Origin of the sequence: Streptomyces sp. NPDC005878, from assembly GCF_040629815.1 — a bacterium.
Lineage (GTDB): Bacteria > Actinomycetota > Actinomycetes > Streptomycetales > Streptomycetaceae > Streptomyces.
In genome coordinates this window covers 212,186-235,716 of record NZ_JBEXWK010000003.1, presented here as the reverse complement: position 1 = coordinate 235,716, position 23,531 = coordinate 212,186, and the positions used below count along the sequence as shown (strand labels likewise).

The 23,531-nt window shown below is 71.0% G+C and carries 21 protein-coding genes and 1 tRNA gene; 1 reads left to right on the top strand and 21 read right to left on the bottom strand.

Annotated features, from left to right (window positions below; translation table 11 throughout):
* Positions 1 to 9: 9 nt before the first annotated feature.
* The 21 genes from atpA to ABZ404_RS07280 all read right to left on the bottom strand — a co-directional run bounded on the left by atpA (position 10) and on the right by ABZ404_RS07280 (position 22,699).
* Positions 10 to 1,605, bottom strand: coding sequence for a F0F1 ATP synthase subunit alpha (gene atpA / locus ABZ404_RS07380; protein WP_358833301.1), 1,596 nt, complete (start codon positions 1,603 to 1,605; stop codon positions 10 to 12).
* A gap of 139 nt (positions 1,606 to 1,744) precedes the next feature.
* Positions 1,745 to 2,560, bottom strand: coding sequence for a F0F1 ATP synthase subunit delta (locus tag ABZ404_RS07375; RefSeq protein WP_358833302.1), 816 nt, complete (start codon positions 2,558 to 2,560; stop codon positions 1,745 to 1,747).
* Complete coding sequence (locus ABZ404_RS07370) at positions 2,557 to 3,114, bottom strand: F0F1 ATP synthase subunit B (RefSeq protein ID WP_358833303.1); 558 nt, start codon at positions 3,112 to 3,114, stop codon at positions 2,557 to 2,559. Before ABZ404_RS07370 ends, ABZ404_RS07375 begins: the two co-directional genes overlap by 4 nt.
* A gap of 38 nt (positions 3,115 to 3,152) precedes the next feature.
* Complete coding sequence (atpE, locus tag ABZ404_RS07365; protein ID WP_067163944.1) at positions 3,153 to 3,389, bottom strand: ATP synthase F0 subunit C; 237 nt, start codon at positions 3,387 to 3,389, stop codon at positions 3,153 to 3,155.
* A 78-nt stretch (positions 3,390 to 3,467) separates the two neighbouring features.
* Positions 3,468 to 4,238, bottom strand: a complete 771-nt coding sequence (gene atpB, locus ABZ404_RS07360) for a F0F1 ATP synthase subunit A (protein WP_358833308.1) — start codon at positions 4,236 to 4,238, stop codon at positions 3,468 to 3,470.
* Between the two features lie 273 nt (positions 4,239 to 4,511).
* Positions 4,512 to 4,946: a hypothetical protein gene (locus ABZ404_RS07355; RefSeq protein WP_358833304.1), complete on the bottom strand. Its 435-nt coding sequence runs from the start codon at positions 4,944 to 4,946 to the stop codon at positions 4,512 to 4,514.
* 261 nt (positions 4,947 to 5,207) lie between these two features.
* Positions 5,208 to 6,599, bottom strand: a complete 1,392-nt coding sequence (locus ABZ404_RS07350) for an MraY family glycosyltransferase (RefSeq protein WP_358833309.1) — start codon at positions 6,597 to 6,599, stop codon at positions 5,208 to 5,210.
* Positions 6,600 to 6,692: 93 nt separating this feature from the next.
* Positions 6,693 to 7,979 (bottom strand): serine hydroxymethyltransferase, encoded by a 1,287-nt coding sequence (gene glyA / locus ABZ404_RS07345; RefSeq protein ID WP_358833305.1) that lies wholly within the window; start codon positions 7,977 to 7,979, stop codon positions 6,693 to 6,695.
* 145 nt (positions 7,980 to 8,124) lie between these two features.
* Positions 8,125 to 8,775: a protein-tyrosine-phosphatase gene (locus ABZ404_RS07340; protein WP_358990226.1), complete on the bottom strand. Its 651-nt coding sequence runs from the start codon at positions 8,773 to 8,775 to the stop codon at positions 8,125 to 8,127.
* On the bottom strand, positions 8,772 to 9,419 hold the full coding sequence (locus ABZ404_RS07335; protein WP_358835844.1) for an L-threonylcarbamoyladenylate synthase: 648 nt from the start codon (positions 9,417 to 9,419) through the stop codon (positions 8,772 to 8,774). Before ABZ404_RS07335 ends, ABZ404_RS07340 begins: the two co-directional genes overlap by 4 nt.
* A 56-nt stretch (positions 9,420 to 9,475) precedes the next feature.
* Positions 9,476 to 10,357 carry a peptide chain release factor N(5)-glutamine methyltransferase gene (gene prmC / locus ABZ404_RS07330; protein ID WP_358835845.1) on the bottom strand — a complete coding sequence of 294 codons (882 nt, stop codon included), beginning with the start codon at positions 10,355 to 10,357 and terminating at the stop codon, positions 9,476 to 9,478.
* A 76-nt stretch (positions 10,358 to 10,433) separates the two neighbouring features.
* The gene (prfA, locus tag ABZ404_RS07325; RefSeq protein WP_358835846.1) at positions 10,434 to 11,513 is read right to left on the bottom strand and encodes a peptide chain release factor 1; all 1,080 of its coding nucleotides are present in this window, start codon (positions 11,511 to 11,513) and stop codon (positions 10,434 to 10,436) included.
* A 101-nt stretch (positions 11,514 to 11,614) separates the two neighbouring features.
* The gene (gene rpmE / locus ABZ404_RS07320) at positions 11,615 to 11,836 is read right to left on the bottom strand and encodes a 50S ribosomal protein L31 (RefSeq protein ID WP_101390144.1); all 222 of its coding nucleotides are present in this window, start codon (positions 11,834 to 11,836) and stop codon (positions 11,615 to 11,617) included.
* 162 nt (positions 11,837 to 11,998) lie between these two features.
* Positions 11,999 to 13,114, bottom strand: coding sequence for an LCP family protein (locus tag ABZ404_RS07315; RefSeq protein WP_358835847.1), 1,116 nt, complete (start codon positions 13,112 to 13,114; stop codon positions 11,999 to 12,001).
* A 226-nt stretch (positions 13,115 to 13,340) separates the two neighbouring features.
* Positions 13,341 to 15,398 carry a transcription termination factor Rho gene (gene rho, locus ABZ404_RS07310; RefSeq protein ID WP_358835848.1) on the bottom strand — a complete coding sequence of 686 codons (2,058 nt, stop codon included), beginning with the start codon at positions 15,396 to 15,398 and terminating at the stop codon, positions 13,341 to 13,343.
* 417 nt (positions 15,399 to 15,815) lie between these two features.
* Complete coding sequence (gene thrB, locus ABZ404_RS07305) at positions 15,816 to 16,733, bottom strand: homoserine kinase (protein WP_358835849.1); 918 nt, start codon at positions 16,731 to 16,733, stop codon at positions 15,816 to 15,818.
* Between the two features lie 229 nt (positions 16,734 to 16,962).
* Positions 16,963 to 18,021 carry a threonine synthase gene (gene thrC / locus ABZ404_RS07300; RefSeq protein WP_358835850.1) on the bottom strand — a complete coding sequence of 353 codons (1,059 nt, stop codon included), beginning with the start codon at positions 18,019 to 18,021 and terminating at the stop codon, positions 16,963 to 16,965.
* Between the two features lie 6 nt (positions 18,022 to 18,027).
* Positions 18,028 to 19,329, bottom strand: coding sequence for a homoserine dehydrogenase (locus tag ABZ404_RS07295; RefSeq protein ID WP_358835851.1), 1,302 nt, complete (start codon positions 19,327 to 19,329; stop codon positions 18,028 to 18,030).
* A 128-nt stretch (positions 19,330 to 19,457) separates the two neighbouring features.
* The gene (gene lysA, locus ABZ404_RS07290; protein ID WP_358835852.1) at positions 19,458 to 20,849 is read right to left on the bottom strand and encodes a diaminopimelate decarboxylase; all 1,392 of its coding nucleotides are present in this window, start codon (positions 20,847 to 20,849) and stop codon (positions 19,458 to 19,460) included.
* A gap of 54 nt (positions 20,850 to 20,903) precedes the next feature.
* A complete protein-coding gene (nrtL, locus tag ABZ404_RS07285; protein ID WP_358990223.1) occupies positions 20,904 to 21,959 on the bottom strand; it encodes an ArgS-related anticodon-binding protein NrtL in 1,056 nt (351 codons plus the stop codon).
* 293 nt (positions 21,960 to 22,252) lie between these two features.
* Positions 22,253 to 22,699 (bottom strand): response regulator, encoded by a 447-nt coding sequence (locus ABZ404_RS07280; RefSeq protein ID WP_358833860.1) that lies wholly within the window; start codon positions 22,697 to 22,699, stop codon positions 22,253 to 22,255.
* A 158-nt stretch (positions 22,700 to 22,857) separates the two neighbouring features.
* On the opposite strand from ABZ404_RS07280, the gene ABZ404_RS07275 reads away from it, so the two are divergent.
* Positions 22,858 to 22,929 (top strand) — tRNA-Arg (locus tag ABZ404_RS07275).
* Positions 22,930 to 23,531 lie beyond the last annotated feature (602 nt).

Sequence of the window (23,531 nt, the reverse complement as noted above, 5' to 3'; positions counted from 1 at the left end):
CTTCCGTCGTCACTTGGAGACGTTGACGGCCGGCGCGTCGTCGCCCAGGAGCTTGCCGTCCGAGGTCTCGAACTGCCGCTTGAAGGCCGTGATGGCGTCGGCGATCGACTGGAGGGTGTCGTCCGACATCTTGCCGCCCTCGGCGATGGAGGTGAGGAGCTCCTTGCGCTCGCGGCGCAGGTGCTCCAGCAGCTCCGACTCGAAGCGGCGGATGTCGGCGACCGGGACGTCGTCCATCTTGCCGGTGGTACCGGCCCAGACGGAGACGACCTGCTCCTCGACCGGCATCGGCTGGTACTGGCCCTGCTTCAGCAGCTCGACCATGCGCTTGCCGCGCTCCAGCGAGGCCTTCGAGGCCGCGTCCAGGTCGGAACCGAAGGCGGCGAACGCCTCCAGCTCGCGGTACTGGGCGAGGTCCACGCGAAGCCGGCCGGAGACCTGCTTCATGGCCTTGTGCTGGGCCGAGCCACCGACGCGGGAGACCGAGATACCGACGTTCAGGGCCGGGCGCTGGCCGGCGTTGAACAGGTCGGACTCCAGGAAGCACTGGCCGTCGGTGATGGAGATGACGTTGGTCGGGATGAACGCCGACACGTCGTTCGCCTTGGTCTCGACGATCGGCAGACCGGTCATCGAACCGGCGCCCATGTCGTCGGAGAGCTTGGCGCAGCGCTCCAGCAGACGCGAGTGCAGGTAGAAGACGTCGCCCGGGTAGGCCTCGCGGCCCGGCGGGCGGCGCAGCAGCAGCGACACGGCGCGGTAGGCGTCGGCCTGCTTCGACAGGTCGTCGAAGATGATCAGGACGTGCTTGCCGGCGTACATCCAGTGCTGGCCGATGGCGGAACCGGTGTACGGCGCCAGGTACTTGAAGCCGGCCGGGTCGGACGCCGGGGCGGCGACGATCGTCGTGTACTCGAGCGCGCCGGCCTCTTCCAGGGCGCCGCGAACGGACGCGATGGTCGAGCCCTTCTGGCCGATGGCGACGTAGATGCAGCGGACCTGCTTGTTCACGTCGCCCGAGCGCCAGTTGTCGCGCTGGTTGATGATCGTGTCGACGGCCAGCGCGGTCTTGCCGGTCTGGCGGTCGCCGATGATCAGCTGCCGCTGGCCACGGCCGATCGGCACCATGGCGTCGACGGCCTTGTAGCCGGTCTGCATCGGCTCGTGCACCGACTTGCGGACCATGACGCCCGGGGCCTGCAGCTCGAGGGCGCGGCGGCCTTCGGTCGCGATCTCGCCGAGACCGTCGATCGGGTTGCCGAGCGGGTCGACGACGCGGCCGAGGTAGCCCTCGCCGACGCCGACGGAGAGGACCTCACCGGTGCGCTGCACCGGCTGACCCTCCTCGATGCCGTTGAATTCGCCGAGGACGATCGCACCGATCTCGCGCTCCTCGAGGTTGAGGGCGAGACCGAGGGTGCCGTCCTCGAACTTCAGCAGCTCGTTCGCCATGGCGGAGGGCAGACCCTCCACCTTCGCGATGCCGTCGCCGGCAACGCTGACCGTTCCGACCTCCTCGCGCGAGGCCGCGTCCGGCTGGTACGACTGGACGAAGTTCTCCAGTGCGTCCCGGATCTCCTCCGGCCGGATCGTGAGCTCCGCCATCTGGGTTCCCTGCTCTCCTTGTTGGGCCTGAAGCTTCTTAGGGGGTCTGGGGGCGACCCCCAGGAATCTTCTGCAAGTTCTGCACGGCCCAACCGGGCCGCTGTGTTGCCTGTGTTGTTGGTGACGCTGCCGAGGCAGGTCAGCCGGCCAGTCGCCGGCTCGCCTCGTCGAGACGCTGCGCGATGGTGCCGTCGATGACCTCGTCGCCGACCCGCACCGAGATCCCGCCGAGGACCGTCGGGTCCACGTCGAGGTTCAGGTGCATCGGGCGGCCGTACACCTTCGCCAGAGCGGCGCCGAGGCGCTGCTTCTGTACGTCGGTCAGCGGCACCGCCGAGGTGACCACGGCGACCATCCGCTGCCGGCGCTCCGCGGCGAGCTTGGAGAGGGACTCGAGTCCCGCTTCCAGGCTACGTCCCCGCGGCTTGGTCACCAGACGCGTGACGAGCCGCTCGGTGGCCGCGTTCGCCCTGCCGCCGAGCAGGCTGCGCAGCAGCTCGCCCTTGGCGGACTCGGTGGCGGCGCGGTGGGTCAGCGCGGAGCGCAGGTCGGCGTTGGAGGTGACGATCCGGCCGAACCGGAACAGCTCGTCCTCCACGTCGTCCAGCGCGCCCCTCTGCTGGGCCGCGGTGAGGTCGGCGGTGTCCGCCAGGTCCTCCAGCGCGTCCACCAGGTCGCGCGAGCGCGACCAGCGGGCGCGGACCATGCCGCTCACCAGGTCGGTGCTCTCGCCGCCGACCTGGCCGGCGAGGAGGCGCCCGGCCAGCTCGGCCTTGGCCTCGGCGGGCTGCGACGGGTCGGTGAGGACCCGACGCAGCGACACCTCGCGGTCGAGCAGCGCGGTGACGGCCGCCAGCTCCCCGGCGAGCTTCGCCGCGTCGACGGACGTGTGGTCCATCAGCGCGTCGAGCCGCTCGCGCGCGGCAGCCAGTGCCTCGCGGCTCGCTCCGTTCATCGCGTGGCCTCGGCCTTCGAAGCGCTGTCCTCAAGACCCTCGAGGAAGCGGTCGATGGTGCGGCTCTGCCGGGCGTGGTCCTCCAGGGACTCGCCGACGAGCTTGCCGGCCAGGTCGGTGGCGAGCTTGCCGACGTCCTGGCGGAGCGCGTGCGCGGCGGCCTTGCGGTCGGCCTCGATCTGAGCGTGTCCGGCAGCGATGATCTCCTCACGCTGCCGCTGGCCTTCCGCCCTCATCTCCTGGATGAGCGCGGTGCCCTGCTCGGTCGCCTCCTGGCGCAGGCGGGCGGCCTCGTGGCGGGCCTCGGCGAGCTGGGCCTTGTACTGCTCCAGCACGCTCTGAGCCTCGGTCTGCGCGGCCTCGGCCTTCTCGATACCGCCCTCGATGGCTTCGCGGCGCTCTTCCAGCGTCTTGTTGATACGCGGAAGCAGCTTCGTGGCGAAGACGAAGAAGACGATGGCGAAGGCGATGGCGCCGACGAGCAGCTCGGGGCCCGCGGGTACGAGCGGGTTCTGCTCTTCCTCGGCCGCGAGTGCAGCCAGGTTGGCGATCACATCAGTGCCTTTCGTCGATGCGTGTCAGTAATCGGTGCTTACTTACCGAACACGAACGGCATAACGATGCCGATGAGGGCGAGCGCCTCACAGAAGGCGAAGCCCAGGATCTGGTTGGCGCGGATCAGACCGGCGGCCTCGGGCTGACGGGCCATGGCCTGGGTGCCGTTACCGAAGATGATGCCGACGCCGACGCCGGGACCGATGGCCGCGAGGCCGTAGCCGATCGAGCCGAGCGAGCCGGTGACTTCGGAGGCAGCGAGGATCTGGGACATGCCAGTTCTTCCTTCTCTTTCATGGACCGGTGGGGGTTGGCCACCGGACGACTGGGGGTTTGCGGGGCGGGCCAGGACTCAGTGGTGCTCGGCCAGAGCGCCCTGGAGGTACGAGCAGGCCAGCAGCACGAAGACGTACGCCTGGACGGCCTGCACGAAAAGCTCGAAGAGGATCATGACGATGGTCATGACGAACGAGACACCGGCGGCCGGGATCATGTAGCTGTTCATCAGGTACCAGGAGGCGACCGTGAACATGACCAGCATGAGGTGACCGGCGAACATGTTGGCGAACAGTCGCACCGCGTGGGTGAACGGCCGGACGAACAGGTTCGAGAGGAACTCGATGACCATGACGAGCGGCAGCACGCCGCCGAGCGACTTGTCGTACCCGGTGATGTTCTTCAGGCCGCCGACGAAGCCGTGACGCTTGAAGGTCACGCTCACCCAGAGCACCCACACGAGGGCGGCGAGCACCATCGGGAAGGCGATGACCGAGGACACCGGGAACTGCGCCAGCGGGATCACGGACCAGATGTTCATGATCCAGATGAAGAAGAACAGCGAGACCATCAGGGGGACGTACTTCTCGCCCTCCCGCTTGCCCAGCGTCTCGTACACGATGTTCTTGCGTACGAAGTCGTAGCCGGCCTCGCCGACCATCTGGAGCTTGCCCGGGACCACCTTGGCCTTGCCGAAGGCCGCCCAGAAGAAGCTGCTGATGAGCACCGTGGTGATGAGCGCGAGCATCATCACCTTGTTGAACTCATAGCCGTTTACGGTGAAGAGCGGCTTGAAGAGGAAGGAGTGCAGGCCCGGAGCCGGAAAGCCACAGCCGTTGTCGGACAGGATGCGGCAGTTCCAGTCGAAGGCGAGCTGGGTCTGGTCAGCACTCACCGCGGGCTCCTTCAGCGTGGCGCATAGGTACGGCAACCTCGTTGTGTCGGCGCGGCGCACAGCCGCGGTTCGGCACTGGACTGGTGTTACGGATGATGGGGCGGCGGTCGGGCATCAAGCCTCGCGTTCGAGCAGGCGTCAGCTCAGATGCCCGCGCCCGCAGTGCCGCAGTTGGCACCGGACGATAGCAGGGTCTCGAACTCGCTTTTATTCCGCCCCTACCTTTCACGACGAAGACCCGGATTTCTGGGGCTTCTGAGCCTCCGAATCCGGCTCGACGTAAAGGATCTTGGCCTTCATGTGCGCACGTGCCTGCATGCCGATCCAGACGAGGGTCAGCGCGACGAGTGTGGCGGCGAATGCCTTGGGGTTGAACAGCGTCGTGTCCTTGAAGACCGCGACGAAGATGAAGAGCAACAGCAGTTGGGCCGTGTACAGCATCAGCCCCATGGCCTGGAACAGGTGGGGCAGGTTTTTCGCCGTGCGTTCCAGGACGAGCAGCCCGACGCCCATGAAGCCGATGACCACGACCGTCGCGATGGCGGCGCCGACGGCCCCCTTGCCGCCCGCGACCCCGGCGCTGACGGCGACGGCGATCACGCCGGCGGCAGCGGTGGGCAGGGCGGTCCGAAGGAGGGTGCGGGCGTCGTTGGACGGCATGGCGGCAGCTCCGCTTACTGGTGGGGGCAGGGTGTCGTCATGGACGAGCGTAGGCCCCGGCCGAGGTGGTCCCTCGGGCCAATGGGCCGTCGCACTACGGTCCTTCGGCTCTGTTGCCGGGTCTCGTGAACGGTATCACAAACTATTTGATGAGGTCTTTACCAAGGTGGTGTGCTGCCTGTCACACATGAGAGTGAACGCGCGCGCATGTGCAAGAACGGCGGCAACTTGTCTGGTATTGGGATCCGGTGCGGCAATTCGTCAGCGCGAGGCGCCGGTCTTCCGCCGGTCGGGGAAGCGCGAACGGGGGCCGATGGCGGTCGCCCCGTTGACGCCGGAGACGCCCGCGACGACCGGCGCGCGCTCCTCGCCCTCGCCGTCCGCTCCCCCGTCGGCCCCATCGGCCCCACCCGCCTCATCGACCCCGTCGGCCTCCTCGCCCGTCCGGGCCCCGGCGGGCCGCTTGCGGCGGCGGTAGCGCGGCGGGACGAACGCCTCGGCCCAGCGCGGGGCGCGCGGGGTGAAGCGCGGGAGCAGCAGCAGGACCAGACCGACCGCGCTCAGCGCCACGATCACGAAGACGATCCACATCGACGCCGAGTGCACCGAGTACGCCAGCGTCCCGAAGGCGATCAGCGCCGCCCAGAAGTACATGATCAGCACCGCGCGGCTGTGGCTGTGCCCGATCTCCAGGAGCCGGTGGTGCAGATGCCCGCGGTCGGCGGCGAACGGCGACTGGCCCTTCCAGGTGCGCCGCACGATCGCGAGCACCAGGTCGGCCATCGGGATGGCGATGATGGTCAGCGGCATCAGCAGCGGGATGAAGACCGGGAGCATCGCGTGGGTGGCCTCTCGCTCACTGCCGCTGAGGCTGAGGTTCATCCGCAGCGCGTCCGGGTCGACCTGCCCGGTGATGGAGATCGCGCCGGCGGCGAGGACGAGCCCGATGAGCATCGAGCCCGAGTCGCCCATGAAGATCCGCGCCGGGTGCATGTTGTGCGGCAGGAAGCCCAGGCACATCCCCATCAGGATGGCGGCGAAGAGGGTGGCCGGGGCCGCGGCCTCGATGCCGTACCCGAACCAGATCCGGTACGCGTACATGAAGAACGCCGCGGCGGCGATGCACACCATGCCGGCGGCCAGGCCGTCCAGGCCGTCCACGAAGTTCACCGCGTTGATGGTGATCACCACCAGGGCGACCGTGAGCAGCGTGCCCTGCCAGGAGGTGAGCGAGACCGCGCCGACGCCCGGGATGGGCAGCCACAGGATCGTCAGACCCTGGACGACCATCACGCCGGCGGCGATCATCTGGCCGCCGAGCTTGATCAGGGCGTCGATCTCGAACTTGTCGTCCAGGACGCCGATGATCCAGATCAGCGCGGCGCCGGAGAGCAGCGCGCGCGGTTCATTGGAGCGCTCGAAGACGCCGTTGAGGCTGTCGAGGTGGTCGGCGACGAGCAGGCCCGCGCAGAGTCCGCCGAACATGGCGATGCCGCCGAGCCGTGGCGTCGGTTCGCGGTGCACGTCCCGGGCGCGGATCGCGGGCATCGCGCCGGCCGCGATGGCGAACTTCCGCACCGGCCCGGTCAGCAGGTAGGTCACCGCGGCCGTGACGCAGAGCGTCAGCAGGTATTCACGCACGGGCTGCCCCAGAGGTATCGCTGGCCATCTCAGCCCCACACACTAGCTTCGCGCTTACGTGGTTGAGGACACGCGGGTACACGAGATGGTTGCAGACGACCCCCTCTAGTGCGGATAGGGGGGAAATCTCCCCGCCAGCTCCCGCACTTCGGCCCGCACCCAGGCGAGGCCGTCGCCGTCCGCGCCGCCGTCCTCGCGCAGCGCCGCGGAGAAGAGCACCGCGAGCCTGGCCATCTCCGCCTCGCCCATCCCCTGGGTGGTCACCGCGGCCGTGCCGAGCCGGATGCCGCGCGCCCCGTCGTACGGCAGGGCGCAGGCGTCCAGGACGATGCCCGCGCCCGCCAGACGGCCCCTGGCGGCCCGTCCGTCCAGCCCCAGGGGTCCCGGGTCGGCCAGGATGATGTGGGTTTCGGTGCCGCCGGTGACCACGGAGAACCCCTCGTCGGCGAGCCCGGCCGCGAGGACGCGGGCGTTGGCGACCACCTGATGGGCGTACCCCGTGAACGCGGGCGCCGCCGCCTCCCCGAACGCGACCGCCTTGGCGGCGATGGTGTGCATCTGGGCGCCGCCCTGGGTGAAGGGGAAGACCGCCCGGTCGATCCGGGACGCCAGCTCCGCGCCGCACAGCAGCATCCCGCCGCGCGGCCCGCGCAGCACCTTGTGGGTGGTCGCGCACACCACGTCCGCGTACGGGACGGGGCTGGGCGCCGCTCCCCCGGCCACCAGGCCCATGGGGTGCGCCGCGTCCGCGATGAGATAGGCGCCCACCGAGTCCGCGATCTCGCGGAACGCCGCGTAGTCGGGGTGGCGCGGGTAGCAGATCGAGCCGCAGACGATCGCCTTGGGACGGCGGCGCTCGGCGAGGGCGGCGACCTCGTCGTAGTCGATGAGGCCGGTCTCCGCGTCGACGCCGTAGCCCGCGAAGTCGAACCACCGGCCGGAGAAGTTGGCGGGCGAGCCGTGGGTGAGGTGTCCCCCGTACGGGAGGCCCATGGCGAGGACGGTGTCACCCGGGCGCAGGAGCGCCGCGTAGGCCGCCAGGACCGCGGAGGAGCCGGAGTGCGGCTGTACGTTGGCGTGCTCGGCCCCGAAGAGCGCTCTGGCCCGGTCCACGGCGATCCGCTCGGCCACGTCGACGAGCTCGCAGCCGCCGTGGTGGCGGGCGCCGGGGTAGCCCTCGGCGTACTTGTTGCTCAGCGGGGAGCCGAGGGCGGCGAGGACCGCGGGCGAGGTGAAGTTCTCGGCGGCGATGAACTGGAGCGAGGTGGCCTGCCGCCGTGTCTCGCCGAGCAGCACGTCGGCGATCTCGGGGTCCTGCCGCCGCAGGGCGTCGAGCGCCCCCTCGGGGGCGGCTGCGCGGGCGGCGGACACGGCTGCGGTGGTGACCGTCATCGGGGTCTCCGGGCCTGACAGGGGGTGGTTGTGAGGCGTCAGATCCAATGTAGGCCGACGCGCCCCGCGGCGCCCGGCGGATTCCCGTCAGTGCCGGTGGCGCGGCCGGCGCGCTCGGCGCGGGGTGCTCAGTGCGGCACGGCCTTCAGTGCGGCGCGGCCACGCCCGTCAGCGCCGTCACCACCGGCTCCAGGGCCGTGTTGATCTCGTCCCCGATCGAGCGGAAGAACGTGATGGGGGCGCCGTAGGGGTCGTTGACCTCGTCCGCCTCCGCGCTCGGCGCCAGCAGCCAGCCGCGCAGGGCCGCGGCCGCGCGGACCAGGGCGCGGGCGCGCTCGACCATGCCGGCCTCGTCGGGGTCCGGCAGGGTCGTGGGGTCGATGGCGCGCACCAGCCGGGTGAACTCCTTCAGCGTGAAGGTGCGCAGCCCCGCCGAATGGCCCATGGAGATGACCTGGGCGCGGTGGTCGCGGGTGGCGGTGAGGACCAGGTCCGCGGTGATGACGTGCTCGTCCAGGAGCTCGCGCCCCGTGAAGCCGGAGGCGTCCGCGCCGAAGTCCGCGAGGACGGCCGCCGCGTTGGCCTCCATCGGGGCGCCCTCGTGGCCCCAGGTGCCCGCGCTCTCCACGATCAGGCCGCCGGTGTACGGGTCGCCGAGGCGGTCGTACAGGGCATGCCGGGTCAGCCGCTCGGTGATGGGCGAGCGGCACACGTTGCCGGTGCTGACGTGGAGGATGCGGAAAGTGGTGCCGGTGAGCCCGGTGCCTATGCCACGCCCCGTCTCCGGGGCTGTCAATTCGCCACCTCGAGGTCGGGTACCACCTTGCGCAGCTCGTCGGCGTCGAGCGCGCCCGCGCGCAGCAGCACCGGCACCTTCCCCGTGACGTCGACGATCGACGACGGGACGATGCCCGGGGTGGGGCCGCCGTCCAGGTACACCGAGACGGAGTCGCCCAGCATCTCCTGCGCGGCGTCGCAGTCCTCGGGCGAGGGGTGCCCGGTGAGGTTGGCGGAGGAGACGGCCATCGGGCCGACCTCGGTGAGCAGCTCGATGGCGACCGGGTGCAGCGGCATCCGGATGGCGACCGTGCCCCGGGTGTCGCCGAGGTCCCACTGGAGGGAGGGCTGGTGCTTGGCGACGATCGTCAGGGCGCCCGGCCAGAACGCGTCGACGAGCTCCCACGCCTGCTCGGAGAAGTCCGTCACCAGCCCGTGCAGCGTGTTCGGGGAGCCGATCAGGACGGGGGTGGGCATGTTGCGCCCGCGGCCCTTGGCGTCCAGCAGGGAGGCGACGGCCTCGCCGCTGAAGGCGTCGGCGCCGATGCCGTAGACGGTGTCCGTCGGCAGGACGACGAGTTCGCCGCGGCGCACCGCGGAGGCGGCCTCGCGCAGACCGGTCGTGCGGTCGGTCGCGTCGTTGCAGTCGTATCGCCGAGCCATCTAACGGGCCTCCTCGTACACGTACGCGGTCATGAAGCGGTAGGGGATGAGGGCGGTCACGGCATCGCCTTGCGGGCCGTGGCGAAGCGCGGGCGGTTGTTCAGGTCGGGGTGGTCGGCCGCGTCCGCCCAGCCGGCCTCCTCGTTGAAGATCCACGGCACCTGGCCGCCCTGGGTGTCGGCGTGCTCGACGACGACGAGGCCACCGGGCCGCAGCAGCCGGTGGGCGGTGCGCTCGATGCCCCGGATCGTGTCGAGGCCGTCCTCGCCGGAGAAGAGGGCGAGCTCGGGGTCGTGGTCGCGGGCCTCGGGGGCGACGTACTCCCACTCGGTGAGCGGGATGTACGGCGGGTTGGAGATGACCAGGTCGACCTGGCCGTCGAGCTCGGGCAGCGCGGTCAGGGCGTCGCCCTGGTGCAGCACGACGCGCGAGCCCTCGACGTTCTTGCGGGTCCAGGTGAGGGCGTCCTCGGAGAGCTCCACGGCGTGCACCCGCGAGCGGGGCACCTCCTGGGCCATGGCCAGCGCGATCGCGCCGGAGCCGGTGCACAGGTCGACGATGAGCGGCTCGACCACGTCCATGGCCCGCACGGCGTCTATGGCCCAGCCGACGACCGACTCGGTCTCGGGGCGCGGTACGAAGACGCCGGGGCCGACCTGGAGCTCCAGATAGCGGAAGAACGCCCGCCCGGTGATGTGCTGGAGCGGCTCGCGCGCCTCGCGGCGGGCGATGGCCTCCCAGTAGCGGGCGTCGAAGTCGGCGTCCTTGACCAGGTGCAGCTCGCCCCGCTTCACGCCGTGGATGTGCGCGGCGAGCTCCTCCGCGTCGAAGCGCGGCGAGGGCACGCCGGCGTCGGCCAGCCGCTGGGTGGCCTGGGCCACCTCCGCGAGCAGCACACTGCGGGGGCCTGGGGTTCGCCCCCCAGAATGTTGCGGCACGCTGGTCCTCCGGGCTGCAATGGGCCTCCCCCGCCCGGTGGTGGCGGCGGGGGAAGTACCGGGTGTCTTACGGGTGTCAGCTCGCCGCGGCGAGCTTGGCGGCGGAGTCGGCGTCGACGCACGCCTGGATCATCGCGTCCAGGTCGCCGTCGAGTACCTGGTCCAAGTTGTACGCCTTGAAGCCGACCCGGTGGTCCGAGATGCGGTTCTCCGGGTAGTTGTAGGTGCGGATCTTCTCGGAGCGGTCCACGGTACGCACCTGGCTGCGCCGGGCGTCGGCGGCCTCGGCCTCGGCCTTCTCCTGGGCCGCGGCCAGCAGCCGCGAGCGCAGGATGCGCATGGCCTGCTCCTTGTTCTGGAGCTGGCTCTTCTCGTTCTGGCAGGAGGCGACGACACCGGTCGGCAGGTGCGTGATGCGCACGGCCGAGTCGGTGGTGTTGACGGACTGGCCGCCGGGACCGGAGGAGCGGTACACGTCGATGCGCAGGTCGTTCATGTTGATCTCGACATCGACCTCCTCGGCCTCGGGCGTGACGAGCACGCCGGCGGCGGAGGTGTGGATGCGGCCCTGCGACTCCGTGGCGGGCACGCGCTGCACGCGGTGCACCCCGCCCTCGTACTTCAGCCGCGCCCAGACGCCCTGGCCGGGCTCGGTGGCGCCGTTGCCGCCCTTGGTCTTCACCGCGACCTGGACGTCCTTGTAGCCGCCCAGCTCGGACTCGGTGGCGTCGATGATCTCGGTCTTCCAGCCGACGCGCTCGGCGTAGCGCAGGTACATCCGCAGCAGGTCGCCGGCGAACAGGGCCGACTCGTCGCCGCCCGCGCCCGCCTTGATCTCCAGCAGGACGTCCTTGTCGTCGCTGGGGTCGCGCGGGACGAGGAGCAGGCGCAGCCTCTCCGTCAGCTCCTCGCGCTGCTTCTCCAGCTCCTTGACCTCGGCCGCGAAGTCGGGGTCGTCGACCGCGAACTCCTTGGCCGTCTCGATGTCCTCGCCCGCCTGCTTCCAGGAGCGGTAGGTCCCGACGATCGGCGTCAGTTCGGCGTAGCGCTTGTTGAGCTTGCGCGCGTTCGCCTGGTCGGCGTGGACCGAAGGGTCGGCGAGCTTCTTCTCGAGATCGGCGTGCTCGCCGATCAGTTCCTCGACCGCCTCGAACATCGGGGGCTCCTGGGTGTACGTGAAAAGGGGCTGCGGGCAACGGCAAAACGCCGGTCCCAGCCGCCCCGTCGGGGGCGGCCGAAGACCGGCGCAGTGGCTCGCTACTTCTTGGCGGCAGCAGCCTTGCCGAAGCGGGCCTCGAAGCGGGCCACGCGGCCACCGGTGTCGAGGATCTTCTGCTTGCCCGTGTAGAACGGGTGGCACTCGGAGCAGACCTCGGCACGGATGGTGCCCTCGGCCAGGGTGCTACGGGTGGTGAACGACGCGCCACAGGTGCAGCTGACCTGCGTCTCGACGTACTCGGGGTGAATGTCGCGCTTCAAGGGTGTCTCCTATGTTCATGGAGGGCACCGGGTCGTCCGCGCGGGAATGCGCGCACGTGAACCGGGGCCGACGTACCAGTCTGCCAGGACTGGGCACATCTCCCAAAACCGGGGTGCGGCCCGATCTATTCCACGCCCCGCCCGGCCGGACGAAAGTGCAGGTCAGCCGGTTTTGACCACGCCGCCGACATCACCCTTGTCACCCGCGGAGTCCCGGGTCGCGGAGGCCGGGACGGGCTGGTCCCGCAGCAGCGCGTCCCAGACCTCCTTGGCGTGGGCCTCCTGCGGCAGGACGCGGTTGGGGTCGGCCGGGTCGTACATCACCGGCAGCGTGATCATGTGGACGTCGTCGGAGCCCAGGCCCTTGAGCCCGCTGCCGAAGCCGATCAGCTTGTTGATCGAGTTCAGGTCGGAGTCGGTGGTGATGGCCTTGGTGGCGGCGTCCGCGAGCCCGTAGAGCTTGGTGGGGCTGGTGAAGACGCCGACGCCCTTGACGCGCTCGATCAGGGCCTTGATGAAGGCCTGCTGGAGCTGGATGCGGCCGAGGTCGGAGCCGTCGCCCACGCCGTGCCGGGTGCGCACCAGGCCGAGCGCCTGCTCGCCGTCGAGGGTGTGCCGGCCGGGCGGGAGGTCGAGATGGCTCTTGCTGTCCTTGATGGGCTTCGCGGTGGTGACGGGCACCCCGCCGAGCTCGTCGATGAGCTTCTTGAAGCCGGTGAAGTCGACCTCGATGTAGTGGTCCATACGGATGCCGGACATCTGCTCGACGGTCTTGACGGCGCAGGCCGGCCCGCCGACCTCGTACGCCGTGTTGAACATCTGGCGCTTGCCGCCGGGGTCGTCCTTGCCGTCCGTGGTGGCGCAGGAGGGCCGCGTGATGAGGGTGTCGCGGGGGATGGAGACGACACTGGCCGTCTTGTGGCCCTCGTAGACGTGGACGACCATCGCGGTGTCGGAGCGGGCGCCGCCCTCGTCCCGGCCGTACTGCTTGTTGGCACCGGCCCGGGAGTCGGAGCCGAGGACGAGGATGTCCATGGACCCGTTGTCGACGTCCTGGGGGCGGTCGGTGCCGAGCTGGGCGTTGATGTCGACGCCCTTGATGTTGCCGTTGAGCTTGAAGTAGACGTAGCCGACACCGGCCCCGCCGACCATGATCACACCCGCCGCGGACCAGGCCGCGATCGTCAGCGCACGGCGGCGCGGGGCCGGGCGCTTACGGCGCCGGCCGCGGCCACCGCCGGATATTCGGGCGCTGCCGCTCTCACTCTGGTCGGCCATGGTCTCCTCAGTCCTCGTCGCTGCTCCGGATACCCCCCGCCGTGTCTGCCAGGCACGGTTTGTCGACACTTGTCAGACGGAGAAGCACCACGAAGGGTTGCACAGGGTTCTAAGAACCTCTTGAGAACGCCCGGCTGCTGTGGCGAAGCTCTCGGCGCCCCGGATACGCGAAAACGCCCCCGGCACCGAGGTGCCGAGGGCGTATCCGCAGGTCGCGGCGGGGACGTCAGTCGTTGCCGTTGCCCGGGGTGGTCTTCTGGATCTGGAGCAGGAACTCGGCGTTCGACTTCGTCTGCTTCATCTTGTCCAGGAGCAGCTCGATCGCCTGCTGCTGGTCGAGCGCGTGCAGCACCCGGCGCAGCTTCCAGACGACCGCGAGCTCGTCGCTGCCGAGCAGGATCTCTTCCTTGCGGGTGCCGGACGCGTCCACGTCCACCGCCGGGAAGATGCGCTTGTCGGCGAGCTTGCGGTCGAGCTTGAGCTCCATGTTGCCGGTGCCCTTGAACTCCTCGAAGATCACCTCGTCCATGCGCGAGCCGGTCTCCACGAGCGCGGTGGCGAGGATGGTCAGCGAGCCGCCGTCCTCGATGTTGCGCGCGGCGCCGAAGAAGCGCTTGGGCGGGTAGAGCGCCGTCGAGTCGACACCACCGGACAGGATGCGGCCGGAGGCCGGGGCCGCCAGGTTGTACGCACGGCCCAGACGGGTGATCGAGTCGAGCAGCACGACCACGTCGTGGCCGAGCTCCACGAGGCGCTTGGCGCGCTCGATGGCGAGCTCGGCGACCGTGGTGTGGTCCTCGGCCGGACGGTCGAAGGTCGAGGAGATGACCTCGCCCTTGACCGACCGCTGCATGTCGGTGACCTCTTCCGGACGCTCGTCGACCAGGACGACCATCAGGTGGCACTCGGGGTTGTTGTGGGTGATCGCGTTGGCGACCGCCTGCATGATCATGGTCTTGCCGGTCTTCGGCGGGGCCACGATCAGACCGCGCTGGCCCTTGCCGATCGGCGACACGAGGTCGATGATCCGCGTGGTCAGGATGCCCGGGTCGGTCTCCAGACGGAGCCGGTCCTGCGGGTAGAGCGGGGTGAGCTTGTTGAACTCGGGACGGCCTCGGCCGGAGTCGGCCGCCATGCCGTTGGCGGAGTCCAGGCGGACCAGCGCGTTGAACTTCTCGCGGCGCTCGCCGTCCTTGGGCTGGCGCACGGCGCCGGTGACGTGGTCACCCTTGCGCAGGCCGTTCTTGCGGACCTGGGCGAGCGAGACGTACACGTCGTTCGGGCCCGGCAGGTAGCCGGAGGTCCGGATGAAGGCGTAGTTGTCGAGGATGTCCAGGATGCCCGCGACGGGGATCAGCACATCGTCGTCGTTGACCTGCGGCTCGGCGCCGAACTCCTCGCGCCCGCCACGACGGCCCCGGCGGTCGCGGTAGCGGCCCCGGCGGCCGCGGCGGCCCTCGTCGTCGAAGTCGTCCTGGGGGCCGTTGTTCTGCTGGCCCTGGTTGCCCTGGCGCTGCTGGCGCTGGCCGCCCTGGCCCTGCTGGTCGTCGCCCTTGCCGCGGCGGTCACCACCGCGGTCACCGCGGTCGCCCCGCTCGCCACGGTCGCCGCGCTCGCCCCGCTCACGGTCGCGCTGGCGGCCCTGGCGGTCGCCGCGCTCACCGCGGTCGCGGCGCTCGCGCCGGCCCTCGGCGCCGTCCACGGCCTCGGTGGCCTTGGCGTCGGGCTGGGCGTCCGTCTTCTGCTCGGCGCGGGTGTCCGCCTTGGCCTCGGCCTTGGCGGTCTGCGGCTCGGCGGCGGACTCCGGGGAGCCGGCGGCCGCGGTGGCACGCCGGCGGCGGCGCTCGCCCGTGGGCTGCTCGTCTCCCGCGGTCTCGCGGCCCCGCTCGGCCTGGGGGGCGTCCCCGGCGGGCTGGCCGGGGATCTCGATCTGCTGCTGGGCGGCGGGCTTGCCGTCGGCCTCGTCACCCGTACGGGCCTTGGAGGTGGCGCGGCGCTTGGGCTTGCTCTCGGCCGCGTCGGCGCCCTTGGCCGGGGCGGCGGAGCCGGAACCGGCCTGCGCCTCCTTGATGACCTCGATCAGCTGGCTCTTGCGCATCCGCGCGGTGCCCCTGATGCCGAGGCCGGACGCGACCTGCTGCAGCTCGGCCAGGACCATGCCGTCGAGGCCGGTGCCGGAGCGGCGGCGCCGTGCGGTGGTGCCAGAGGCAGCACCTGCGGCGGGCGCGGCGTCGTCGACAGAAGTGTCGGCTGTCACGCCCATCAGATCGGTGGTGTCGCTCACGAAGGGTCCTTCCCTGGAGCGGACGTCGGCCTGTCTGGCTCGGCGACCGGTTGTGCTGTCCGGACATGGCCCGTGACCTGGGGTCACTGACCGTGCCGGGGCGGTGGTCCGCCGGGTACCGGCGGAGAGGTAAACGTGCGTGGGTTCCGGCCCGAGTTCCCCTACTCGGCCCCCTGAGGAAAAGCGGGGGGTGTCGTGCCGGTTCCGGAGCGTGCTCGGAAACTGCTCATGCAGGCTGCGCAGGCGGTTTGGGAGGCTCCCGGAAGAAAGGCGGTCCCTGAAGGGGACACGAAGCACCGCGCCACAATGACGACCGATGCAGACTTGAGGTTAACACTACCGGATCCAACAAACATTCCCCCTCTCGTTCACCGGCAAGCCGCGCGTCCCCGCCGGTCGGTCCCGGACCCCGATGGCCTAGGACCCCAGCGGCAGAACACTCGCGCCCGAGGCGTCGAGGCGGAGCCGGTTCGCGGCCCACCCGTCGCCCGCCAGCCGTGCGACCTTGTCGGCCGCACCGTCCTCGACCAGCGCCAGGACCGTGGGTCCCGCGCCGGAGATGACCGCGGGGACCCCGTCCGCGCGCAGCCGGTTGACCAGCGCCACGCTCTCGGGCATGGCCGGTGCCCGGTAGTCCTGGTGGAGCCGGTCCTCGGTGGCCGGGAGCAGCAGCTCGGGGCGCCTGGTCAGCGCCTCCACGAGCAGGGCCGCCCGTCCGGCGTTGGCCGCCGCGTCCCCGTGCGGGACGGTGCGCGGCAGCAGCCCGCGCGCGGTCTCCGTCAGCACCGGCCTGCCGGGCACGAAGACCACCGGAACGACGGAGTCCGCGGGGTCCATCCTGATGGCGCGCGCCGCTCCCCCCTCCATCCAGGAGAGCGTGAACCCGCCGAGCAGACAGGCCGCGACGTTGTCGGGGTGGCCCTCGATCTCGGTGGCCAGCTCCAGCAGCGCGGCGTCGTCGAGCCGGGCGTCGCCGCCTATGGTCACCGCGCGCGCGGCGACGATCCCGGCGCAGATGGCGGCCGACGAGGAGCCCAGGCCCCGGCCGTGCGGGATGCGGTTGGCGCAGACGACCTCCAGCCCGCGCGGCTGTCCGCCGAGGAGGTCGAAGGCGGTGCGCAGCGACCGTACGAGGAGGTGGCTCTCGTCGCGGGGCAGCGTGTCCGCGCCCTCGCCCGCGATGTCGATGTGCAGGCCGGAGTCGGCGACGCGGACCACCACGTCGTCGTAGAGCCCCAGTGACAGGCCCAGGGAGTCGAAGCCCGGGCCGAGGTTGGCACTGGTGGCGGGGACGCGCACCCGTACGGCGGCGGCGCGGAATGCGGGACCGGCCATCGCTCTGATGACTCTCCTTGTGAGACTGCTGCGGGATTTTCGAAGAGGTACCCAGGAACCCGACGGCCACAGGGGCAACTGCACCGCGGCATATGCGGCGGGGTGGGTTGGGTACAGCCTATCGAAGGAAGGTTCAGTGGCGACATAGGGCGCACAGGAGGCGCACGATGCGTGTCGCGAGCCCCCTGCGCCCCTACGTGCCGAGTTACCCGAGGTTGTACGTGTTTGCCTAGGCCAGACCGAGCCGCTCGGCCGCGACCGCCGCGTCCACCGGCACCGTGACCGGCTGCGGAGCACCCGCGACGGCCCAGTCCGGGTCCTTGAGCCCGTTGCCGGTGACCGTGCAGACGATCCTCTGACCCGGGTCCACCAGCCCCTGCTCGGCGGCCTTCAGCAGCCCCGCGACCGAGGCGGCCGACGCGGGCTCCACGAAGACGCCCTCCTGGGCGGCGAGCAGCCGGTAGGCCCGCAGGATCTCACGGTCCGTCACCTCGTCGATGAGACCGCCCGATTCGTCGCGCGCGGCCTCCGCGAACTGCCAGGACGCGGGGTTGCCGATGCGGATCGCGGTGGCGATCGTCGACGGGTCCTTGACCACCTCACCGCGCACGATCGGCGCCGAACCGGAGGCCTGGAAACCCCACATGCGCGGGGTGCGGCCGGCGGGCCCGTCCGCCGCGTACTCCCGGTACCCGCGCCAGTACGCCGTGATGTTGCCGGCGTTGCCGACCGGCAGGACGTGGATGTCGGGCGCGTCGCCGAGCATGTCCACGATCTCGAACGCGGCCGTCTTCTGGCCCTCGATACGGACCGGGTTGACCGAATTGACCAGCGCCACCGGGTAGTTGTCGGAGAGGCCGCGCGCCAGCGTGAGGCAGTCGTCGAAGTTCCCGTCCACCTGGAGGATCTTCGCCCCGTGGACCAGCGCCTGGCCCATCTTGCCGAGCGCGATCTTGCCCTGCGGCACCAGGACGGCGCAGACCATCCCGGCCCGTACCGCGTAGGCGGCGGCCGAGGCCGAGGTGTTGCCGGTGGAGGCGCAGATGACGGCCCGCGCTCCCTCCTCCTTGGCCCGGGTGATCGCCATTGTCATCCCGCGGTCCTTGAAGGACCCGGTGGGGTTGGCGCCCTCGACCTTGAGGTGGACCTCGCAGCCGGTGCGCTCGGAGAGCACCTGCGCGGGCACGAGCGGGGTGCCGCCCTCGCGGAGGGTGACGACCGGGGTCGTAGCGGAGACCGGGAGACGGTCCCGGTACTCCTCGATGATTCCGCGCCACTGGTGGGTCATTGCTCGTTACTCCCCTTCCACACGCATGATGCTGGCGACACCGCGCACGGTGTCCAGCTCGCGCAGGACGTCCACGGTCCCGGTGAGGGCCGCGTCGGCCGCGCGGTGGGTGACGACGACGAGGGAGGCCTCGCCGACCCCGTCCTGCCGGCTCTGCTGGCGCACGGTGTCGATGCTGACCCCGTGCTCGGCGAAGACGGTGGCCACCTGGGCGAGCACACCGGGCTTGTCGGCCACGTCCAGGCTGATGTGATAGCGCGTCACCACGTCGCCCATGGGGCTCACGGGCAGCTGGGTGTACGCCGACTCACCGGGCCCGGTGGACTCCGCGAGCTTGTTGCGGCAGACCGCGACCAGGTCGCCCAGGACGGCCGACGCGGTGGGCGCGCCGCCCGCGCCGGGCCCGTAGAACATCAGCTGTCCGGCGGCCTCGGCCTCGACGAAGACGGCGTTGTACGCGCCGCGCACGGAGGCCAGCGGATGGTCGAGCGGGATCATCGCCGGGTGGACGCGCGCGGTGACGGACCCGCCGTCGGCGGCGCGCTCGCAGATGGCCAGCAGCTTGATGGTGCAGCCCATCTCCTTGGCGGAGGCGAAGTCGGCTGCGGTCACCTCGGTCATGCCCTCGCGGTACACGTCGTCGAGGCGGACGCGGGTGTGGAAGGCGATCCCGGCGAGGATGGCGGCCTTGGCGGCGGCGTCGAAGCCCTCCACGTCGGCGGTGGGGTCGGCCTCGGCGTACCCGAGGGCGGTGGCCTCGTCGAGGGCCTCCTGGTAGCCGGCCCCCGTCGAGTCCATCTTGTCGAGGATGAAGTTGGTCGTGCCGTTGACGATGCCGAGCACCCGGTTGACCTTGTCACCGGCGAGCGACTCGCGCAGCGGCCGGATGAGCGGAATGGCGCCGGCGACGGCGGCCTCGTAGTAGAGGTCCCGCCCGTGCTCGACGGCGGCGGCGTGCAGCGCGGCCCCGTCCTGCGCGAGCAGCGCCTTGTTGGCGGAGACGACGGAGGCGCCGTGCGCGAAGGCGGTGGTGATGAGGGTGCGGGCGGGCTCGATGCCGCCGATCACCTCGACCACCACGTCGATGTCGCCGCGTTTGACGAGGGCGGTGGCGTCGGTGGTGACGAGGGCGGGGTCGATGCCCTCGCGCACCTTCGAGGGCCGGCGTACGGCGACACCGGCGAGCTCCACGGGCGCGCCGATGCGCGCCGTGAGGTCGTCGGCGTGCGTCGTCATGATGCGCGCCACCTCTGAGCCGACCACTCCACAGCCCAGCAGCGCCACCTTCAGCGGACGCGTACGCATCATCCGACCTCGTTTCCCTCTACCCGCGTGAATGCCGACCAGTCTCACTCACCGGACGGGGGTTTCCGCCGTCCGTCCGGATCCTGAGACACATATTCCACTATGTATTCATCGTTCTCTTCATTTGTTCCTCATCCGACGTCGAGCCGCAGGAGATCTTCCTCGGTCTCGCGCCGGACGATGACGCGCGCCTCGCCGTCGCGGACCGCCACCACCGGCGGGCGTGGGGCGTGGTTGTAGTTGCTGGCCATGGAACGGCAGTACGCCCCGGTGGCCGGCACCGCGATGAGGTCGCCGGGCGCCAGGTCGGCGGGCAGGAAGGCGTCCCGGACGACGATGTCGCCGCTTTCGCAGTGCTTGCCCACGACCCGTACCAGCATCGGCTCCGCGTCCGAGGTGCGCGAGACGAGCGCGACGGAGTACTCCGCGTCGTACAGGGCGGTCCGGATGTTGTCGGACATCCCCCCGTCGACGCTCACGTACGTCCGCAGCCCCTCCAGCGGCTTGATCGTCCCGACCTCGTACAGCGTGAACGCGCTGGGCCCGACGATCGCGCGCCCCGGCTCCACGGAGATGCGCGGTGTGCGCAGCCCGGCGGCCTCGCACTCGCGGGTGACGATGTCGTGGAGGGCCTTGGCGATCTCGTGGGGCTCGCTGGGGTCGTCGTCGGAGGTGTACGCGATGCCGAGGCCGCCGCCGAGGTCGATCTCGGGCAGCTCGACACCGTGCTCGTCCCGCACCTCGGCGAGGAGCTGGACGACCCGCCGGGCGGAGACCTCGAACCCGGCCATGTCGAAGATCTGCGACCCGATGTGGGAGTGGATCCCGATGAGTTCGAGCCCGTCGAGCTTCAGCGCCCGCCGGACGGCCTCGGCGGCCTGCCCCCCGGCGAGGGCGATGCCGAACTTCTGGTCCTCGTGGGCGGTGGCGATGAACTCGTGGGTGTGCGCCTCCACGCCGACCGTCACCCGGATCTGGACGCGCTGGCGCCTGCCGAGGCTCTGGGCGATGTGGGCGACGCGGACGATCTCCTGGAAGGAGTCGAGCACGATGCGCCCGACCCCGACGTCGACGGCCCGCCGGATCTCCTCCTCCGACTTGTTGTTTCCGTGGAAGGCGATGCGCTCGGCGGGCATTCCGGCCGAGAGGGCGGTGGCGAGCTCGATGCCGGAGCAGACGTCGAGGTTGAGCCCCTCCTCGTGCAGCCACCGCACGACGGCACGCGAGAGGAAGGCCTTCCCCGCGTAGAACACGTCGGCGTCCTTGCCGAAGGCGTCGGCCCAGGCGCGGCAGCGGGCACGGAAGTCGCTCTCGTCGAGGAAGTACGCGGGCGTGCCGAACTCCTCGGCGAGCGCGGCGACATCGAGCCCGCCGACGTGGACGACCCCGTCGTCGTCGCGCCCGACGGTCTGCGACCAGACCTTGGGGTCGAGGGAGTTGAGGTCGGCGGGCGGCGCGGAGTAATGCCCCTCGGGCAGGACGTCGGCGTGCCGGGGCCCGGCGGGATGTGCGGAACGGCTCATGCGGTCACTCTCACAACTCTCACGACTCGTACGGCTCTCGGGGCGCGCACGAGTTCACAGGAATTCAGGGGCGTCGATACCGAACAGGGACAGGCCACCGGCGAGCACCACCCCGGCGGCTTCGGCGAGCGCGAGCCGGGCACGGTGGGCGGCCGAGGGTTTCTCGTCCCCGAGCGGCAGCACGAGGTGCTGGAAGCCGAGCAGAGCGTCGGCGACCGCTTCGAGCTGCCGGGCAACCCGGTCGGGCGCCCGGAGCTCGGCGGCACGCAGGAGGGCGGCGGGGTGGTCGGCGAGGAGGGGGAGGAGGGGGGCGGGGGTGGTGTCGTTCTGGTGCGGGCGGAGGGCGGCGGGGGTGCTCGCGGGAGGGCGTCCGGCGGCGTCGCGCGGGAGGTCGAGGTCGCCGGGGGCGCTGGTGAAGCCGAGGGCGTGGGCGTTGCGGGTGAGGGCGCGGGCGCGGGTGTGGGCGTACCGCACGCGGAAGTACGGATTGCTCTCGCGCTGGGCGAGGAGCTCGGCGGCGGGGGCGGGCCGGTCGTGGGCGGCGGCGCGCAGATGGGCCCAGCGGGCGGCGTCCGCCCCGACCAGCTCGGCCAGGGGGGCGGCGTTCCGGGGATCGGGCAGCACAGGCACCCGCTCACTCCCGTACGGCCCGATCTCGGCGGCGGCCCCCTGCGAGCGCAGCAGCGCGACGGCGGCGGAGGTGACGGCGAGGGCGCGCGGCTCGTCGACGGGCGCGAAGGAGAGGTGCTGCCCGGCGAGGGCGTCGCCGTACCCGTAGCGCGGCCCGAGGGCGAGGACCTGGCGGACCAGCTCGGCCCGATCCGTTGACGTGTCCAGGGTGAAGTTGAGGAACCCGGGCCCGGTGATGTCGACGCGCGCGAGCCCGGGCGCCCCGGCGAGCCGTCCGCGCAGGGCCTCGGCGACGGTACGGGGGGCGAGCCCGGAGGCGGCGGCGAGCTTGAGGGCGACGGCACTGGCGTAGTCCCCGCCACCCCCCGGCCGGGGCCGCTCGACCTTGACATCCCGGGGCACGTCCACAGCGAGCACACCCTCATCGACGACGCTGCGCACGGCGCGCACGACGGTACGGGAGAGCTCTGCGGGGGTCACGGGACCAGCGTATGGGAGAGGGGGGGTGGGGCGGGTAATCGGTTTCGGGATGTGGGCGGGGGGGTGGCCGGCCGGGGGCGGGGGGTGTGGGGGCGGGGGGTGCCGGGGGCGTGCGGGGGGGGCCGGGGGTGCTCGGGGCTGGGAGTCGCGGGCCGCGCGCTGGGGGTGCGGGCCGGGGTGGCCTCCGGGGGGCGGGGGCCGGGCCCCAGAGGGCGCAGGTCCCCGGAGCCACCCGAGCGAGGTCCCGGGCGCTCGGGAACACAGGCGCCCAGACACCTGGGGCTAGGGGGCTCTCATCCGCGGGAGGTGCCGGCGGCCCGGCCGGCGCGTCCGGGTTGCCTGTTGCCGTCGGCGGACGGCGGGGCCTCCCGGTGCATCAGCTGCCGTACGACCTTGACCAGCTCGGCGGGCTCGAAGGGCTTGGCCAGGAACGCGTCCACGCCGGACGCGAGCCCGGTCTCGACCTCGTACTGCGTACAGGCGCTGATGATGGCGAGCGGCAGATGACGCGTACGGGGGTCCGCCCGCAGCCGGGTGGCGGTACGCAGCCCGTCGAGCCGGGGCATCACGACGTCCAGGGTGATGACATCAGGACAGACCCGATGGACCACTTCCAGACACTCGGCACCATCAGCCGCGGTCACGACCTCGAAGCCCTCCAGCTCGAGGTTGACCCTGATCAGCTGCCGGATGACCTTGTTGTCGTCGACAACAAGCACCCGGCCGGACGCGCCTGGCACCCTTCGAGGTTAGGTCCGCGACCACCGCCGCGTCCGGGTTTTCCCCACTTCCGCCCCCTGCGGGGGACCCAGCCCCCGCCCACCACGGGAAATACCTGTTCACAGCCACCCCACGGGAGCTGGTAGGGTTCTACCCGTCGCCGCCAAGCGCGGCGGACGCCCCCGTAGCTCAGGGGATAGAGCAACGGCCTCCGGAGCCGTGTGCGCAGGTTCGAATCCTGCCGGGGGCACCTCTTAGCAGGTGCCTAAGACCCCGCCACCAGCCACGTTGCTGGGTGCGGGGTCTTCTTGCGTGTGCGGGTAGATGCCGCCGAATGCGGCTGCATGACAGTGATCACGTTGTAATAGCGTGATGATGTTGGAGGGTGTCGGCGCAGCTCAGAGACAGCTTTCTGGGGTGCCGCGCGCACGCGTCCGAGCACGACGAAAGCCCCGGAATTCTCCGGGGCTGACGTGGTCGAGATGTTCCTCCGGGCCGGGTTGATCGTTGGCTATCCGACCTCCCCGAGCCCTTCCATGATCCGGCTGTTCATCTCCTGCTCCTGGCCGTCGATGCACTTGGCGTAGATCTTGAGAAGAACGTCCACGGACAGGGCATCGCGGAGCTACAGGCGGCCGGACTCGTCGAAGTGATGATGGGCCGCGGGATGTTCGTCCGCTCCCCGCACAACCGCCCCAGCTTCACGCGCCCGCGCGGCGTGCGCCGCGACGCGAACGGCCGCTACGTGGAAGCGGATGGCATCCGCTGGACCAACGCGGGGGAGCCGGTGGCGACGCGCACGGACGCCCCCCTCGCGCTGGCGGACCTTCTCCAGATCCCGCCCGGCGAGCC

Coding starts and splice junctions, on each gene's coding strand:
- ABZ404_RS07335 (WP_358835844.1), bottom strand. CDS start 9,419: ATGGCTCGGCGATACGACTGCAACGACGCGACCGACCGCACGACCGGT.
- ABZ404_RS07315 (WP_358835847.1), bottom strand. CDS start 13,114: ATGGCCGACCAGAGTGAGAGCGGCAGCGCCCGAATATCCGGCGGTGGC.
- lysA (WP_358835852.1), bottom strand. CDS start 20,849: ATGAGCCGTTCCGCACATCCCGCCGGGCCCCGGCACGCCGACGTCCTG.
- thrC (WP_358835850.1), bottom strand. CDS start 18,021: ATGACCCACCAGTGGCGCGGAATCATCGAGGAGTACCGGGACCGTCTC.
- ABZ404_RS07355 (WP_358833304.1), bottom strand. CDS start 4,946: ATGCCGTCCAACGACGCCCGCACCCTCCTTCGGACCGCCCTGCCCACC.
- prfA (WP_358835846.1), bottom strand. CDS start 11,513: ATGTTCGAGGCGGTCGAGGAACTGATCGGCGAGCACGCCGATCTCGAG.
- atpE (WP_067163944.1), bottom strand. CDS start 3,389: ATGTCCCAGATCCTCGCTGCCTCCGAAGTCACCGGCTCGCTCGGCTCG.
- ABZ404_RS07375 (WP_358833302.1), bottom strand. CDS start 2,560: ATGAACGGAGCGAGCCGCGAGGCACTGGCTGCCGCGCGCGAGCGGCTC.
- atpA (WP_358833301.1), bottom strand. CDS start 1,605: ATGGCGGAGCTCACGATCCGGCCGGAGGAGATCCGGGACGCACTGGAG.
- ABZ404_RS07295 (WP_358835851.1), bottom strand. CDS start 19,329: ATGATGCGTACGCGTCCGCTGAAGGTGGCGCTGCTGGGCTGTGGAGTG.
- thrB (WP_358835849.1), bottom strand. CDS start 16,733: ATGGCCGGTCCCGCATTCCGCGCCGCCGCCGTACGGGTGCGCGTCCCC.
- glyA (WP_358833305.1), bottom strand. CDS start 7,979: ATGACGGTCACCACCGCAGCCGTGTCCGCCGCCCGCGCAGCCGCCCCC.